Source organism: Amycolatopsis nigrescens CSC17Ta-90 (assembly GCF_000384315.1).
Classification (GTDB): Bacteria; Actinomycetota; Actinomycetes; order Mycobacteriales; family Pseudonocardiaceae; genus Amycolatopsis; species Amycolatopsis nigrescens.
The window spans coordinates 7,082,849-7,097,758 of sequence record NZ_ARVW01000001.1; the positions used below are offsets into that span (position 1 = coordinate 7,082,849).

A 14,910-nucleotide genomic window follows, 5' to 3' on the forward strand; every position below is an offset into this window, starting at 1 on the left:
AGCACCGTCATGGTCGGCAACCCCCGTTCACCAGTACTTGTTGTGCACGTGCTTGCGCCGCGAGCCAGTCCGGAGCGGGCTCGCCGGAGCGGGATCCGATGTCGATGGCCAACCGGGTGGCGCGCAGGTGTAGCGGGTAGCTCCGGGTGAAGGCGAGCAACTTCCGCGCGCCCTCCTCCGCCTCGCCCGCCCGCAGGGCCGCCAGTGCGGTCATGAACCACGACCTCACCTCGATCGTGTCCGACCGTGTGCCCACCGCCCTGGCGAACCACTGCTGCGCCGCCGTGAACCGGGCGGACTCGTAGTGGGCCAGTGCGATCCCGTAAGCGAGCCAGCACGACCGGCATCCCGCGTCCTCCGCGTCGAACCATGCCTGTTCCACATCCTCGAGATCGGCGCGAGCCCGCAGCCTCAGCAACCCGAGCAGTACGACACCGATCGCGCCGAGCGGAGCCAGTTCGTCCCGGCAGGCCGCTAAATCGCCCGCGTCGACCTCACCCCGGAGCTTTGCGAAGGTGGCGGCGGGCAGTTCCGTCGCCGCCCGCGGGTGTTGCCGGGTGGTTCGGCCGAGCGCACGCGCCAACTCGTCGGCCAGCCACCGGTGGGTCGGTGGCAGGAAGCCGCTGCGCACCGAGAACGTCATGGAGTCAACGTTGCCGGCGAGCCCGTGCGCGCGTAGCAGGTCAACCAGTTCGTCCGGCCGGTGATCCTGGCCGGTGTGCACATCGGCGAACCAGTCGAGGTCGACGTCGACTCGGCTGTCCGGCGACGGGCGGGACGCCGCGAACGCGCGCGGCGTGCGCACCGTCAACTCCAGACCGCACACTCGTGTGCGCAGGGTGCCGTCGGCATCGAATCGAGTGGTGCGTAGGACATCGGGGTCGGGTGCGATCGTGCTGACCGCGGTGATCAGGCGCTCCCGCTCGGCCGGGGAGTCTTCGCGGTCCGTGGCCCGCACCCAAGTCATGGCCGACACCGCGCCTAGCGCGGCCCCCGCGGCGTAGAAGTCGTCCAAACCGTAACTGCCTGCCGCCTCTCTGATCGGCAGCTTCCGGTTCTCCGCCGTCAGGGCGTCCGGCCCTCCGCCGGACGCCCGCGCGAGCCTTGCCGCCGCCGCGGCGGGAAGCGGTTTGAGATCGAGGTGCCGGTCGAAGCAGATGACGCGCTCGCTGCGGTAGCCCTGACGCGTCCAGGTGGCGACCAACTCGCCGTGCTCCTCATGCAGCGCGATCACGGTAGGAGCCCTTTCGCCCGTAGCCCTCGGCGGAGGTCGTCGATTCCGGGGACGTCACGGACCCATTCGGGTCGGGGATCGGCGTCCCACAGCAGCGCAGCGAGCAGCGCACCGCTCATGACGCCCGTGAAGTACCTGCCTCCGCAGGCGACGTGCACCGCCGCGCGTTGCGGTGCGGCGCTCTTGGCGCCGGGCGTCGGATCGTGCTCGTAGCCTGCCCATGCCGACGGGCCGGTCCGCAGGACGTTCGGGTGGTGGACCAGGAAACCAGGTTCCGGGTATCGGGCCAGCGTTCTGAGCAATCCGGCGAGCAATTCGGAGTGGACAGTCGTAGCGTGCTCCCGCCGTCGCAACAGGAACATCCCGAACGCCTCGATCACCGACCGTCCTTGGCACAGCCCGAGCATGTCGACATCCTTGCTGTCCGGGCTACGCAGGAACTCGGCTACCGCGTGCTGGGCGGCGTTGTGCCGCTCGCCGTAGTAGGCGGTGATGCTACGCGCGAAGTGCGTGCGCAACGGCATTCCGCCGATAGCGCCGATAGCGATTCCCTGCGTCAATTCGTGCGACACCCTGGCCAGCTGCTCGGCGTCGACGGCACGCAGCGCGGGCGGTGTGCCGTACGGCTCGTCCACGATCTCCGGTACGGTGCCGTGCCGGGGACGCGGGTAGGTCAGCCGGTGCTTGAACGCCTCGTTGAGGACCATCAGTTCTGGCGTGCCCACAGTTCCACCATCTCCCGCAACCGATGCAACCCGTCCACGCTCCTGGGCACCAGCACTCCATCGCGACCGTAGTTGGGGTCTTCGTAGGTGACGGCCTCCAGGTTCGGGCACAGCTGAAGCAACCTCCGCGCCAGGACTAGCTGCTCCTCGAGCAAAACGCCGTGGTGCAGGTCCAGGAAGCGTCCTCGGCTGATCGCCGATCCGGATAGGTGCAGTTCCCGGCACTGGTCCAGCGGCAGCAGGTGCAGGTCGCCATAGAGGTCCTTGCCCCGCTCGCCGCGCCACCACCGCCAGCTCAACAGGTGACCGACGTCCAACGTGACTTCCACCCCGCTCTCCTCGGCAACGCGGCGGAAGAAGTCGTAGGCGTCCATGTCGCCGACCACCACCGTGACCCCGTCGGTGAAGCCGGGGAACTCCACCCGCAGGCTCGGCACGAGCCGCTCGTTCGCTTCTGCCATGTTCGCCGCCACCGGGGCGACGTTCTCCTCGACCAGGTACGGCGGCAGCGGGTACGGCATGGGGATGCCGCCCAGCGACCACATGCCGAGGTCCTCCACAACCCATGCGAAGTTGAAGTGGCGGTGCATCTCGTTGGTGAACTCGTACACTGGTTCCCGGCCGTACGGCTCTACGGTGCCCACGTTGAGCATCGTCTGGTGCATCGCCACCGGCATACCGTCCGGCAACCGCGACAGCAGCCGGCGGTACGGCTCCAGGTAGGCATCTGCCCGCAGCGGCACCGGCCCCCGCGGCTGGAACGCGAACACGAAGTACCGGTAGTCCGCAGCATGTCGGGCGAGGAACGCCAGCACCCGGTCGTTCGGGCCGGACTTCGCCGGGTCGAACCCGATCGGGGCGCCCCAGGGAAGGTCCATCCCCACCCCCAGGCCGCGCCGCACCGGTTCGAGGTCATGAACTACCAATTCCCGCCTCCTCCAACAGGCCGAGTAACCTTCTGCCGACCGCCGAGCGCGCGACGAGCCGGGGTGGCTCGCAGGTGACGTGCTCGCGTGCCATTCGGTAGTGCATCCGCCAGCGGAGGTCGAGCAGGGTTCCGTCGCTGTGCACGACCCATGGATGCAGGACGAGCCCGGTCGCCGACGCGTTCGGGGATGACTGCTTCCACCGCGGGTGTCTTTCGTAGTTCTTGCCGGGCAGCACCGTCCGCACGGTCTCCCGCAACCAGGCCGCCCGTTCCTCTCGTGAGGCGCCCGCGTAGTCCACGACGTGGCCGTGCCGCCCGGCCAGGTAGCTGAAGCCGTCGTTGGACTGCAGGATCGCTCCGTCGCCCACGGTCACCCCGTGCTGGTGCTCGGCGTGCTCGACCAGCAGGGTGGCCGGCTCAGCGATCATCATCTGCGCGGCGTCGATGCCGAGCCGGTGGGCGTTGCGGGCCAGGAACTCCCTGCTGTCGCGGGCTTCTTGCTCGGTCTCGTCTGGCAGGCCGCCCATGACGCTGAGCCGGAGCACGATGCCGACCTCGTCGAGCACTTCGACAATCCGCTCGTACTGGTCCGCCCGCACCCCCTTGTCGATGATGTCGAGCAGGCGCTGTGAGTTGGTCTCGTAGCCGACGCTCATGAGACGGCACCCCGCCGCGTGCATCCGCTGCACGAACCGGCGGTCCGTCAACAGCGGCTCCAACCGGTTGCGGGTCGACCAGGTGAAGTCGTTGCCCCGGGCGCGCACCAGTTCCACCGCACCGAGGATGAGCCGGAGGTTGCAGTTCTCGTCGACGAAGGCGACGAACCCGGCACCGGTCCGCTCCAACGCCGCTTCCACGTGGGCGGCCAACTGGTGCTGAGTGAGCTGCTGGTAGGCACCACCCCGGCTACGGTTGCCGTAGGAGCAGAACGTGCACCGGCCCCAGTAGCAACCGACGCAAGAGATCAGCGGCAGCTGGGGCGCGGGGCTGAGGTAGGACATGAACGGCAGCCCGTCGAACACCGGCGCCGGATTCTGCGCCAGGTGATGCGGTTCCGGGGCAGGCCCGGAGACACCCCGCGCCGTAATCAGCCCCGCGACCTCCTCGACCGGCACGCCGTTGCCCAGCGCACGCAGGACGGGCTCGCCCCGCCCGGTGGCGATCGCGTCGACCTGCCTGAACGTTCCCGGCAGCGCGGCGAGTGCGACGTCGCGCAGCATTATCTGCTGACCACCGAGCACGACGATGGTGTCCGGCGCCCGTCGTTTCACCATCCGCGCCAGCCGGAATGCCGGTATCAGCTGGCTCGGGAACGCGACGGAGATGCCGAGCACCCTGGTGCGGTGCTTGTCGAGCATGTCCGCGGCCAGCCGGTCGTGCCAGGTGGCTGCGACATCGCCGACATCGCCGACATCGCCGGCCAGCTCTTCATCCGTGGCGAGCGCGTCGGACAATGTCGAGAGTTTGCGGACCAGCGCGCTGCCCCGGAGCATGACGTCCATCAGGTTGTTGACCAACCGGAATCCCACGTCGTACGGCAGCGCGGTGGGCTCCTTGCCTACCACCGTGCGCCAGAGAAGGTCGTGCTGCTCGACGGCGAACTCAAGCAGCGTGGTGTCGAATTCGTCCAGGCCACCGACACGCAGTCGCGCGCGCAACGCCGGCGGCTGGATCAGCCCGTGCGTCAACGCGATGTTGAGGTCGCTCTGCTCGGCAGTGACGCCGTGCTCGCGCAGGTAGGACACCAGCATGGGCAAGCTCAGGTATGGGAAGAGTCGCGCCTCCGTCACACCCGGGAAGACCAAGTGCACGTCAACTTCCTGTGCGGGCCGCACCTGCAACACCTCCAACCGCGCCGACGGACCGGCCGGCGATCCACTCCACGAGCGGCAGCCGCCGGCCGGGCCATCGCATTTCTCAGATGGCGAACCGGAACGCGTGGAAGGCAGCGCCTTCCTCGAGTTCCGAGGTTTCGACGACCTCAAGCGCGTCGAGCTCGTCCAGCACGTTCGTGTTATCGGTCGTGTTTTCGTCCATGGTTCTCCCTTGTGATAATTGTTGTTATAAAATACCTCGGATATTGCACAAACCGAGGTACACCGTGGAGACGGAAGATTTTGTTCTAGCCCCTCCCCGAAGCCGATCTTTCTTGTGCCTTTTTGGATCAAGAAATGCCGCTGACGCCCTTGAGGGCCGACTTTAGTACTCGAGTCGGCCGGAACAATGAGCTAGACGGGTGAACATGCCGCGAGCCTTCGAACCGTATCGCGCACCCTTATCGGCCAATGAACCCAACGGTACTTGAACTAACAAGATCTGCTCCGCTGCAGAACAGTATCTCTGGCCTGCACGGGTGCAGGACGTCGCTGCGGAATTGACCGCGTCACGCTCCGGGCTGAAACCTGCATAAACGATGATCCCTGGCGGTACTGGTGTCTGACAGTTTTAGCTGATCATGCACAGGGCGGCTGGTAGGCCAGCTCGGGAAGGAGCTTCTCCCACACCTCTCGGGTCAGAACCCCCTTGGCGGTGGAGCAGATCCGCTGAATGGCGTGCTCCCCGTCCAAGTTCCACAGCCGGACGGTGTTATCTGCGCTGGCCGTGGCCAGGGTACGGCCATCGGGCCGGTACGCCACCGAGTTGATGATGCCGGCATGCCCGGTGAACGTCTGGCCGAGCGAGACGGTACGAGCGGGATCGCTCACGTCCCAAAGGTGGATCGCTCTGTCGGAGCTCGACGTGATCAAGGTGCGCCTGTCGGGGCTGAAGGCCACCGAGAACACGGTGTCGGTGTGCCCGGTCAGCGGTGGATCCGATGGGGCGGGGCTTGCCGGATCGCTCACATCCCACAAACGAGCCGACCCGTCGGCGCTGCCGGTGGCCAAGCGGCGTCCATCCGGGCTGAACACCACGGACCAGACGGCCCCGGAGTGTCCGGTCAGACGCTGCTCCAGGCTTTCGGGACGACCGGGATCGCGCATGTCCCACAGGATTACGGTCCTGTCATAGCTAGCTGTGGCCATGAACCGCCCATCGGGGCTGAAAGCCACCGAGTTCACACTTGTGGCGTGCTGTGCCAGCGGCACGGCCAAGGGCTTCGGAGCGGAAGGGGTGCGCACGTCCCACAGGCGAACCGTTCCGTCGCTGCTTCCGGTCGCCAGTACTCGGCCGTCCGGGCTGAAGGTCACCGAGTTCACAGCATGCTCGGGTCCGACAAGGGGTAGGCCCAAGGGCACCACTTTGGACAGGTCGCGCACGTCCCACAAACGAACCTTTCGGTCCGCGCTTCCGGTGGCTAGAACTCGGCCGTCCGGGCTGAAGGTCACTGAGGTCACATCTTGCTCGGGTCCGACAAGGGGCAGGCCCAAGGGCACCACTTTGGACAGGTCGCGCACGTCCCACAAACGAACCGTCCGGTCCGCGCTTCCGGTTGCCAGTACTCGAGAATCGGGACTGAACGCCGCCGACCGGACGTCGCTGCTGTGGCCGGACAGGACCGATGTCGGAAGAGACCAGATACGAACGGTCTGGTCTTCGCTCACCGTGGCCAACGATCGGCTGTCCGGGCTCAATGCCACCGAATACACGATGGTGCGATGTCCGGTCGGATATCGCCCGACCGGAGCAGGCCGCCCCGGGTCCTCGACGTTCCACAGGCGAATGATCTTGTCGCCGCCTCCTGATACGAGAGTGCTCCCATCCCGGCTGAACAACACGGAACGCACTTCGTCCTCGTGCTCGGTGAGGGGCGCCCCGACGGGGATGGCGTGCTCGGCGTCGCGGATGTTCCACAGACGCACGCTCTTGTCGCCGCTCCCCGACGCCAGTGTGTGGCCGTCCGGGCTGAACGCCACCGAGTACACGGTGCTGCTGTGTCCTACGAGCGGCTTGCCCACGGGAGTTGGCGAAACCGGATCGCGCACATCCCACAGGCGCACGGTCCAGTCCGCGGCGCCCGTGGCGAGCACCTGCCCATCGGGCCTGAACGCCAACCCGCCGACGATATCGGAGTGACCCGTGATGTGTCCCAACAACCTCGGATGGGCCGGGTCGTGCACATCCCACAAACGAACCGACCCATCACTGCTGCCGGTGGCCAACACCCGTCCATCAGGGCTGAAAGCCACCGAATACAGCCGCCCGCTGTGACCGGTCAATTCCGCGATCGATCTGGGATTGGCGGGATCGCGCACATCCCACAGTCTGGCTGTCTGGTCCGCGCTGCCGGTGGCCAGCACTCGTCCATCAGGGCTGAAGGCCACCGAATACAGCCGACCGCTGTGACCGGTCAATTCCGCGAACGACCCGGGATGAGCCGGATCGCGTACGTCCCACAAGCGAGCCGACCCGTCACTGCTGCCGGTGGCCAACAGCCGCCCATCGGGGCTGAAAGCTGTCCAGTTAATGGGCCCGCGGTGCCCCGCGAGGGGGACAGCCAGCGGCAAGTGCTGGGTGGCGACGACTCTGGCGTATGCGTCTTTGTCCTGAGGACGCATGCGGTGGGCGACCAGGCTCAGCTGCGCCGCAAGCGTCGGGTCCGTCGCCTGCAACCGGTTCGCTTCTCCCACGATCTGCCGGAACTGCGCGTCGTTCCGCTGCTGAACCGCCACCATCGCGGCTGTCGCGGCCAGCAACGCGAAGACCACGACGAGAGCGGCTCCGCCACGCCAGAACCACGCGGCTCGCCGCGCGTGCCGAGTCGACGTGTTCAGGAAGTCATGGGTGACCTCGGTCAGCTTGGCGTGGCCCGACGATCTGACCCGGCTCTGGACGGAATCCAGCCGCGCTCCTCGGTACAGGAGCGAGCGATCTCTTCCTCGGCTGTCCCACATCAGTGCGTCGTCATCGAGACGCTGCCGCTCCACCGCGGCATTCCGATCTCGGTCGATCCAGGCTCGCAGCCGTGGCCAGGCTCGCAGCAGGGCTTCGTGCGTGATCTCGATGGCGTCCGCGTCCACCGTCACCAGCCGTGCGGCCGCCAGTACCTCCACCACCGCCTCCGCAGCGGCCCTGTCCTCGACCTGACTGACCAGGTCTTCCCGTGACATCCGTCGCCTGGTGTCCGACCCGCCTTCAGAAACCCTGACGAGGCACGACAGCAGGGTACGTGCCACTTCCCGCTCGTGTGGCTCGAGCCGCGCCCATGCCTGCTCAGCGGTCGCCGCGACCGAGCCGCTGATGCCTCCGGTCGCACGGTACCCGGCGACTGTGAGCTTTCCACCCTGCCGACGCTGCCACGTGGCCAGCAACGCATGGGACAGCAAGGGCAGTGCGCCCGCATCGTGCGCCCCGCTACGGCTTTCCGGACGGGTGTAGGCGCCTAGGTCGTGCAGGAGGGCATCGACCAGCCCCGGAGCCAGCCGAAGCCCCACGGCCTTTGCCGGGCCCTCGATCACGTCGGTGAGTTCCGCGGCGGTCATCGGGCCCAGAACCATCTGGCGTTCCTGAAGCGTCTCGGCGAGTTCAGGATGGTCCAGGCACAGCTCGTAGCAGTCGGCCCGCACGCTGAGAAGGACTGTTACCGGGGGCTTTCCTCCGGAGTCGTACGGCGTGCAGGCCGCTTGCAGCGCTTGGACGAAGACCTTCCTGCTTGCGTCGTCCGACGACAGCATGAATGCCTCCTCCAACTGGTCCACCACCAGAACGAGCGGCACGTCGCCCCCGTACTTTCGCCGCACGTGGTCGGCCATTGCTGAGCGCACCATGTCCGCGAAGGGCATCGCCTCAGCGGGCCGAACCGGTCGAAGTGCCAGCTCAACGGGCGTGGCCAACTCCGGAACCTCTTCGATCAACGACTTGAGCGGATCCGCACCCGGAGTCATGACGGCCACCCTGGCCTCGGCGGACACAACGTCCGCCTGCAGCGCCGATCCGATTCCCGCACGCAGGAGCGATGACTTGCCCGCACCCGAGGCGCCCACCAGGATCGCGATCCCGCCGGCGCGGAAGGCCTTTCCGAGCAGGCTTCCCAAGACTCGGATCGCACGGTCCCGGCCGAAGAAGAAGTCCACGTCCTGTGGTCCGAACGCGGCGAGCCCTTGGTACGGGCACACGCTCCCGCTGCCCGTCTCGGGGCGCTCTTCGACCGCCGGCGAATCCACCGTGCCGCCTGCTGGGCTGCCCAATGCCTCCTGCCACAGCTTCCGCCAGGCTTCCAGATCGTAGAGCTCATCCAGCACAGGGCGAGTCCGAGCTTTGGACGCTTCACCAATCAAAATCTCGAGCACCACCGCCAGCGCATCGAAGCTGGACGGCACATTGCGCCCCCGCCGCCAGTCGCTCAGACGTTGAACGGAGACGCGGATCAACCGACGGCGGCTGTCCACACGCCGGGCTCGGACGACCGACTTGGTAACGAGCTTCAGGGGCGGGCCACCTGCTTCCGCGAACAGGAGTGCCAACCGCTCCGCGAATACTTCACGCATATCCAACGGTCCTCCAGCCATCCCCTCACACCGACCTTTTGGTCGACTTTTACGGGCCGGTAAACCCGCTGCGGCTCTCACCAGGAACAACAGGGATCATTTTGGTGCTCCAACGTACACGGCAACCCAATCCGGCACAGGGATGTCGCAAATCCTGCTTGGCATCAGGTCAAGGCGTGCCATGTCCGAAAGCGGAGTGTGGCGCCCCTACCTCCGCGTGCGAAGAGCGCCGGGGAATGCTTATTTTGCCGCGCAATCGCGTCAGTAAGCGCCCACCGCGTCGACGTTCACCGGGGGCGCCGCAGCTGGCCATCACAGCTGGTCGGTGCCGCCGTCGGGGACAGCGCGGGCCAGGCCGGTCTGGTAGGCGATGACAACGAGTTGCGCGCGGTCGCGTGCGTCCAGCTTGGTCATGGCGCGCTGGACGTGGGCGCGGACGGTGAAGGGGCTGAGGTACATCCGATCAGCGATCTCCAGGTTGGACAGACCGGTCGCGACGAGAGCGACCATCTCGCGTTCGCGCGGGGTGAGCGCGGCGAGTAGTTCGGGCTGGAGTGGTGGAGTGTCGACCGGTGTGGCGAGGAAACGGGCCACCAGGGAGCGGGTCGCCGCGGGGGACAGCAGGGTGTCGCCGTTGGCGATCGTGCGCACGGCGTCGAGCAGGTCCTGCGCCTCGATCCCCTTGCCGATGAAGCCGCTGGCCCCGGCGCGCAGGGCTTGCGCGATGTATTCGTCGGTCTCGTACGTGGTGAGGATCAGTACGCGGGTGGCCCGCAGCTCCGGATCGGCGCAAATCTCCACGGTGGCGGCGAGGCCGTCCGTGCCAGGCATCCGGATGTCCGTGATCACCACGTCCGGGCGCAACTTACGGGCCAGGGCCACCGCCTCCCTGCCGTCGCCCGCCTCGCCGACCACGGTGATGTCGTCGGCGCTGTCGAGGAGAGTGCGGAAAGCACCGCGGAGCAGCGCCTGATCGTCGGCGAGGAGAACTCGGAGTGTCACAGCGTCATCCATTGGTTGCTCCGTCAGCTCCCCGTGCTGTGTTCTCGGCGGCCGGCAGAGGCAGGTGGGCGGAGACAAGGAAGCCACCTTGGGGCCGCGCGCCCGCGGTGAGGGTTCCGCCGACCGCGGTAGCCCGTTCACGCATTCCGATCAGACCGTAGCCGGGTGGGCGCTCCGGAGGTGTACGGGAGCCCCCGCCGTCGTCGGTAACGGTGACGGTCACGTGGTCGCGGTTCCAGCCGAGGTGCACCTCGGCGCTGCCGGTTGCGGCGTGCTTGGTCACGTTGGTCAGGGCCTCTTGAATGACGCGGTAGGCGGTGAGGTCCGCGGCCGGCGGTAGCTGGCTGGCGGCGCCGTCCTCGCGCATCGACACTTCCAGGCCCGCGCGGCGGAAAGTCTTCAACAGCGCGGAGACCTGCGACAGCCCGGGCGCCGGATCGGTGAGTGCGGAGGTGTCGTCGGGCTGGCGCAGCAGGCCGACGGTGGCCCGCAGCTCGTCGAGGGCATGGCGGGTGGTCTTGACCAGTTCGTCCAGGCTCGTGCGGGTCTGCTCCGGGCGGGTGTCGAAGAGGTGGGCGGCGACGGCGGCCTGCGCGTTGGCCAGGGTGATCTGGTGGGCCACCAGGTCGTGCAGCTCGCGGGCGATGCGGAGCCGTTCCCCGGCCACCCGTCGGCGTGCCTCCTCGTCCCGGCTTTCCTCGGCCCGGCGTGCCCGCTCCTCCATGACCGCCAGGTAGGCCCGCCGGTGCCTCGTCGAGCGACCGACCACGGCGGCCACGACCGGCGACGCGGCCACGGTCACCAGCCTGCTGGCGTCCGCCCACGAGAAGTCGGTTTCGACGAAGGGGGGCAAGACGACCAGCAATGCGGCCGAGGTGAGCGGGACTACGAGCACCACTCGCCGTTCGGCGCGGATGGCGAGCGAGTAGGCGCTGATGACGACGGGGACCACCATGAGCGGGGTCGACAGCAGGCCCATCGGCGCGACCAGCATGCCGCACACGGTCGTGGCGAGCACGGTGGCCACGGGCGCGCGGTGCCGCGCCAGTAGCAACCCGGACGACACCGCGGCGAGGAGGTAGGCCGGCACCGGCGGCGGTGTCACCGTGTCGTCGACCCGCAGCGAGCCTCCGAGCAGGCAGAGCGCGAACGCCACCGCGACGACCGTTCCCTCCCGCCACCACGACTTGCCCGGCGGTGCGAGTGAACTACGCCTGTTCGCCATCGATGTCCATCCATCGCAACACACGTTCAGCCTAGGGGAGGGCCGCCCCGCGCGCGTGTAGTGCGTTCGCACCAGAAGCGGGCCGGGCTGGTCCGCGTGCACCAGGCGAAGACGGTCTCGGCGAACGATGTGCGGCACCGCGGCGCGCGACAGGGTTGGTGGCGGAATCGTCCGGCACCGGCTCGGACGGCAAAGCGGCAGGAAGAAACGTTGACGAACACCGGAGACTTCACCGACGCGATTCGGCTGACGGCCGTCCGCAAGCTCTATGGCAGGCGCGACAACCAGGTGGTGGCGCTGGAGGAGGTGACGACGCGGTTCGGCCGGGGGACGTTCACGGCGATCATGGGGCCATCGGGCTCCGGCAAGAGCACCCTGCTGCAGTGCGCGGCCGGGCTCGATCAGCCGACGTCCGGTTCGGTTCTGCTCGAGGAGCACGAACTCGGCGAGATGAACGAGACCGAGTTGACGAAGCTGCGGCGAGACCGGATCGGCTTCGTCTTCCAGGCGTTCAACCTGCTGCCGGTCCTGACCGTGCGGCAGAATGTGACGTTGCCGCTGCGGCTCGCCGGCCGCACCCCGGATCGGGGCCGGGTCGCGCAGGTGCTCGATCAGGTCGGCCTCGCCGAGCGGAGCAACCACCGTCCGGCGGAGCTGTCCGGCGGGCAGCAGCAGCGGGTCGCCATCGCCAGGGCGTTGATCAGCGACCCCGCTGTCATCTTCGCCGACGAGCCGACCGGCGCGCTGGACACCAGGACCGCGCGGGACATTCTCGTGCTGCTGCGGCATTCGTCGCGGGCGGCCGGTCAGACGATCGTGATGGTGACCCACGATCCGGTCGCGGCGTCGTACGCCGATCGCGTTCTGTTCCTCGCCGACGGGCGGCTGGCCGGTGAGCTGCACTCGCCGACCGCCGAATCCGTGGCCGACCGGATGACCCACCTTGGCGCCTTCGCCGACGAAGGCCCCCGCCCGCAGCCGGCGAGGAACCGAGGAGGGCAGCGCTGATGTTGCAGCTCGCACTGCGCACCCTGCGCTTCCGCGCGGGCATGTTCGTGGCGGCCTTTCTCGCCATGTTCTTCGCGGCGGCCATCATGATGGCCTGTGGCGGCCTGATCGAGACCGGCATCCGCACGGCTGTGCCGCCGCAGCGGATGGCCTCGGCCGACGTCGTCGTCACCGGCGACCAGGAGTACCACGACTCCGGCGGCGACGCCGACGAACCGCCGATCCTGCCCGAGCGCGTCCACATCGACGCGGGGCTGGCGAACACGATCGCGGCGCTGCCGGGGGTGGAAAAGACCGAGAGCTTCGTCTTCGAGGGAGCCCCGCCGCCGGGCACGGTCGACGCGATCGGCGTGCAGGCCAAGCCGGGAGCGGACGTCCGCGAGCTCCAGGGTCGAATCGACGCCAAGCTGGGCAACGGAACCGTCACCCTGGTCGGTGACGAGCGGGGGCAGGCCGAACTGCGCGAGGCCAAGGCGAGCGGCGTCACCGTGATGGCACTGGCCGGAGTGTTCACCGCCTTCGCGATCCTGGTGTCCATCTTCGGGGTGGCCTCCATGCTCGCCCTTTCGATCGCCCAGCGCCAGCGGGATCTGGCGTTGCTGCGGGCCGTGGGAGCGACACCTCGTCACCTGCGCCGGCTGATCTCCCGCGAGACGCTGCTGCTGTCCCTGCTCGCCACCGCACTGGCCTACTTTCCGGGCCGGTTCCTCGGCGAATTCATCTTCGACCGGCTGGCCGAGCGCGGGATCGCCGCGACCGGCCTTGCTTTCCGGCAAGGCTGGATCCCGACCGTGGCCGCGATGGCGGTGGCGATCCTCGCGGCATTGGCCGGCGCACTGGGCGCCGGCAGAAGGGCGTCGCGGGTCAAGCCAACCCAGGCGCTCGCGGAGGTCTCCGTCGAAGGCAGGTTGATCGGCCGCGGACGCGTGCTGCTGGCGGTGTTTTCCCTGGCCGGCGGAATCGCCATGACCATCGTGACCATCGCCGTGATGAGTGGACCACTCACGCCGGCCACCGCCGCGCCCGCGGTGATCCTGCTGGCGATCGGGTTCGCCATGCTCGCACCCGTGCTGACCAAGGTCACGACCTTTGCCGTGCAGTGGCCCGTGCGCGCGCTGGGTGGGGTGACCGGCCAGCTCGCCGTGCTCAACGCACGGGGCCGCGGCGGCCGGATGGCGGCCGTGCTGGGGCCGGTGATCCTGCTGACCGCGGTGTCGACCGGCATGCTGTACCTACAGACCACCAATGACGAGGCCGACCGGCAGGGCTTCGCCGGCAATCTGGTCGCCGACGCCGTGGTGACCACTCAGGACCGTTTCGACGCGGGCCTGGTGGAGCTGATCAACGCCCTGCCGCACGTCGCCGGTGCCTCGGAGTACGTCAACAGCGTCGGCTTCATCGAGAAGCCGGCGGACAACTCGCCGATGAACGAGGGCTGGACCCTCCAGGGCGTCACGGCCAAGGGCGCCGACGCCACCACACCGGTCCAGGTCACCGCGGGCAAGCTCGCCGACCTGCACGATGACACGATCGCGATCGGGAGGCAGCACGCCGAGCAGCTGGGCGTCGGCGTCGGCGGCACCATCACGCTGCGGATGGGGGACAACACCACCCTCGACGTGCGGGTGGCGGCGCTGTTCTCCGCCCCGGACGGCTACGACACCCTGCTGCTCCCCGCCGACACCCTGGCCGCGCACACCACCCAGGGACACGCGACGCGAATCCTGGTCAAGGCCGACGAGAACGCCGACCCCGAACAGCTGGTGGCGGACCTGACCAAGGTGACCTCCGCCGAGGGCGGCCTGACGGTGAGCGGCCGCGACATCCTGCTCAGGGAGTTCGACGCCCAGAAGACGACCGCCGACTTCGCGATCTACCTCATGGTGGTCATGATCGCGGGATACGCGGCGATCACCGTGATCAACACGCTGGCGTCGAGCATGACGGCGAGGCGGCGGGAGTTCGGGCTGCAACGGCTCGCCGGCTCGACTCGTGGTCAGGTGCTGCGGATGGCCGTCCTGGAGGGGGCGATCCTGGCCGTCGGCGGCATCGCGCTGGGTACCGTTGCCGTGCTCGGGATCCTGGTGCCGGTCAGCCTCAAGCGCCTCGGCTCGGTGCTGCCCGCCGGGTCCCCGTGGGTCTACGTGTCGACGGTCGCGTTGACCGTTCTGGTGACGCTCGGAGCCACGCTTCTGCCCGCATGGCGGGCGACGCGCGGCCGGCCGGCCGAGGCGGCGCTCGCCATCGAATAGCTTCGGCGACCGCGACTTTTCCCTTTGCTGCGGCCCGGTTTCCGCTATGCCACAGGCTCATTCACCTTGCCAGCACAGAAAGTTTGCCAGCCATAGAAAGGTAGGACGCTC

9 protein-coding genes are annotated in these 14,910 nt (G+C 68.1%); 2 read left to right on the forward strand and 7 right to left on the reverse strand.

Annotated features, from left to right (window positions below; genetic code table 11):
• Window positions 1–7: 7 nt before the first annotated feature.
• The 7 genes from AMYNI_RS0133585 to AMYNI_RS0133620 form a co-directional block, all read right to left on the reverse strand.
• On the reverse strand, window positions 8–1,234 hold the full coding sequence (locus AMYNI_RS0133585) for a hypothetical protein (protein WP_020672498.1): 1,227 nt from the start codon (window positions 1,232–1,234) through the stop codon (window positions 8–10).
• The gene (locus tag AMYNI_RS0133590; RefSeq protein ID WP_157357543.1) at window positions 1,231–1,959 is read right to left on the reverse strand and encodes a hypothetical protein; all 729 of its coding nucleotides are present in this window, start codon (window positions 1,957–1,959) and stop codon (window positions 1,231–1,233) included. Before AMYNI_RS0133590 ends, AMYNI_RS0133585 begins: the two co-directional genes overlap by 4 nt.
• Entirely contained in the window at window positions 1,941–2,885 is a 945-nt protein-coding gene (locus tag AMYNI_RS45950; RefSeq protein ID WP_040406154.1) for a multinuclear nonheme iron-dependent oxidase, read from the reverse strand. Before AMYNI_RS45950 ends, AMYNI_RS0133590 begins: the two co-directional genes overlap by 19 nt.
• On the reverse strand, window positions 2,872–4,638 hold the full coding sequence (locus tag AMYNI_RS0133600) for a B12-binding domain-containing radical SAM protein (RefSeq protein ID WP_020672501.1): 1,767 nt from the start codon (window positions 4,636–4,638) through the stop codon (window positions 2,872–2,874). The genes AMYNI_RS45950 and AMYNI_RS0133600 overlap by 14 nt, the downstream gene beginning before the upstream one ends.
• A 702-nt stretch (window positions 4,639–5,340) precedes the next feature.
• On the reverse strand, window positions 5,341–9,312 hold the full coding sequence (locus tag AMYNI_RS0133610; protein WP_020672503.1) for an nSTAND1 domain-containing NTPase: 3,972 nt from the start codon (window positions 9,310–9,312) through the stop codon (window positions 5,341–5,343).
• 312 nt (window positions 9,313–9,624) lie between these two features.
• Window positions 9,625–10,326 (reverse strand): response regulator transcription factor, encoded by a 702-nt coding sequence (locus tag AMYNI_RS0133615; protein ID WP_211225528.1) that lies wholly within the window; start codon window positions 10,324–10,326, stop codon window positions 9,625–9,627.
• Complete coding sequence (locus tag AMYNI_RS0133620; protein WP_026361263.1) at window positions 10,319–11,539, reverse strand: sensor histidine kinase; 1,221 nt, start codon at window positions 11,537–11,539, stop codon at window positions 10,319–10,321. Before AMYNI_RS0133620 ends, AMYNI_RS0133615 begins: the two co-directional genes overlap by 8 nt.
• 210 nt (window positions 11,540–11,749) lie before the next feature.
• Between AMYNI_RS0133620 and AMYNI_RS0133625 the strand changes: the two genes are divergently transcribed.
• Together AMYNI_RS0133625 and AMYNI_RS0133630 are read left to right on the forward strand one after the other, a co-directional pair.
• Window positions 11,750–12,547, forward strand: coding sequence for an ABC transporter ATP-binding protein (locus AMYNI_RS0133625; protein WP_020672506.1), 798 nt, complete (start codon window positions 11,750–11,752; stop codon window positions 12,545–12,547).
• Window positions 12,547–14,799, forward strand: coding sequence for an ABC transporter permease (locus tag AMYNI_RS0133630; RefSeq protein WP_020672507.1), 2,253 nt, complete (start codon window positions 12,547–12,549; stop codon window positions 14,797–14,799). The genes AMYNI_RS0133625 and AMYNI_RS0133630 overlap by 1 nt, the downstream gene beginning before the upstream one ends.
• Window positions 14,800–14,910 lie beyond the last annotated feature (111 nt).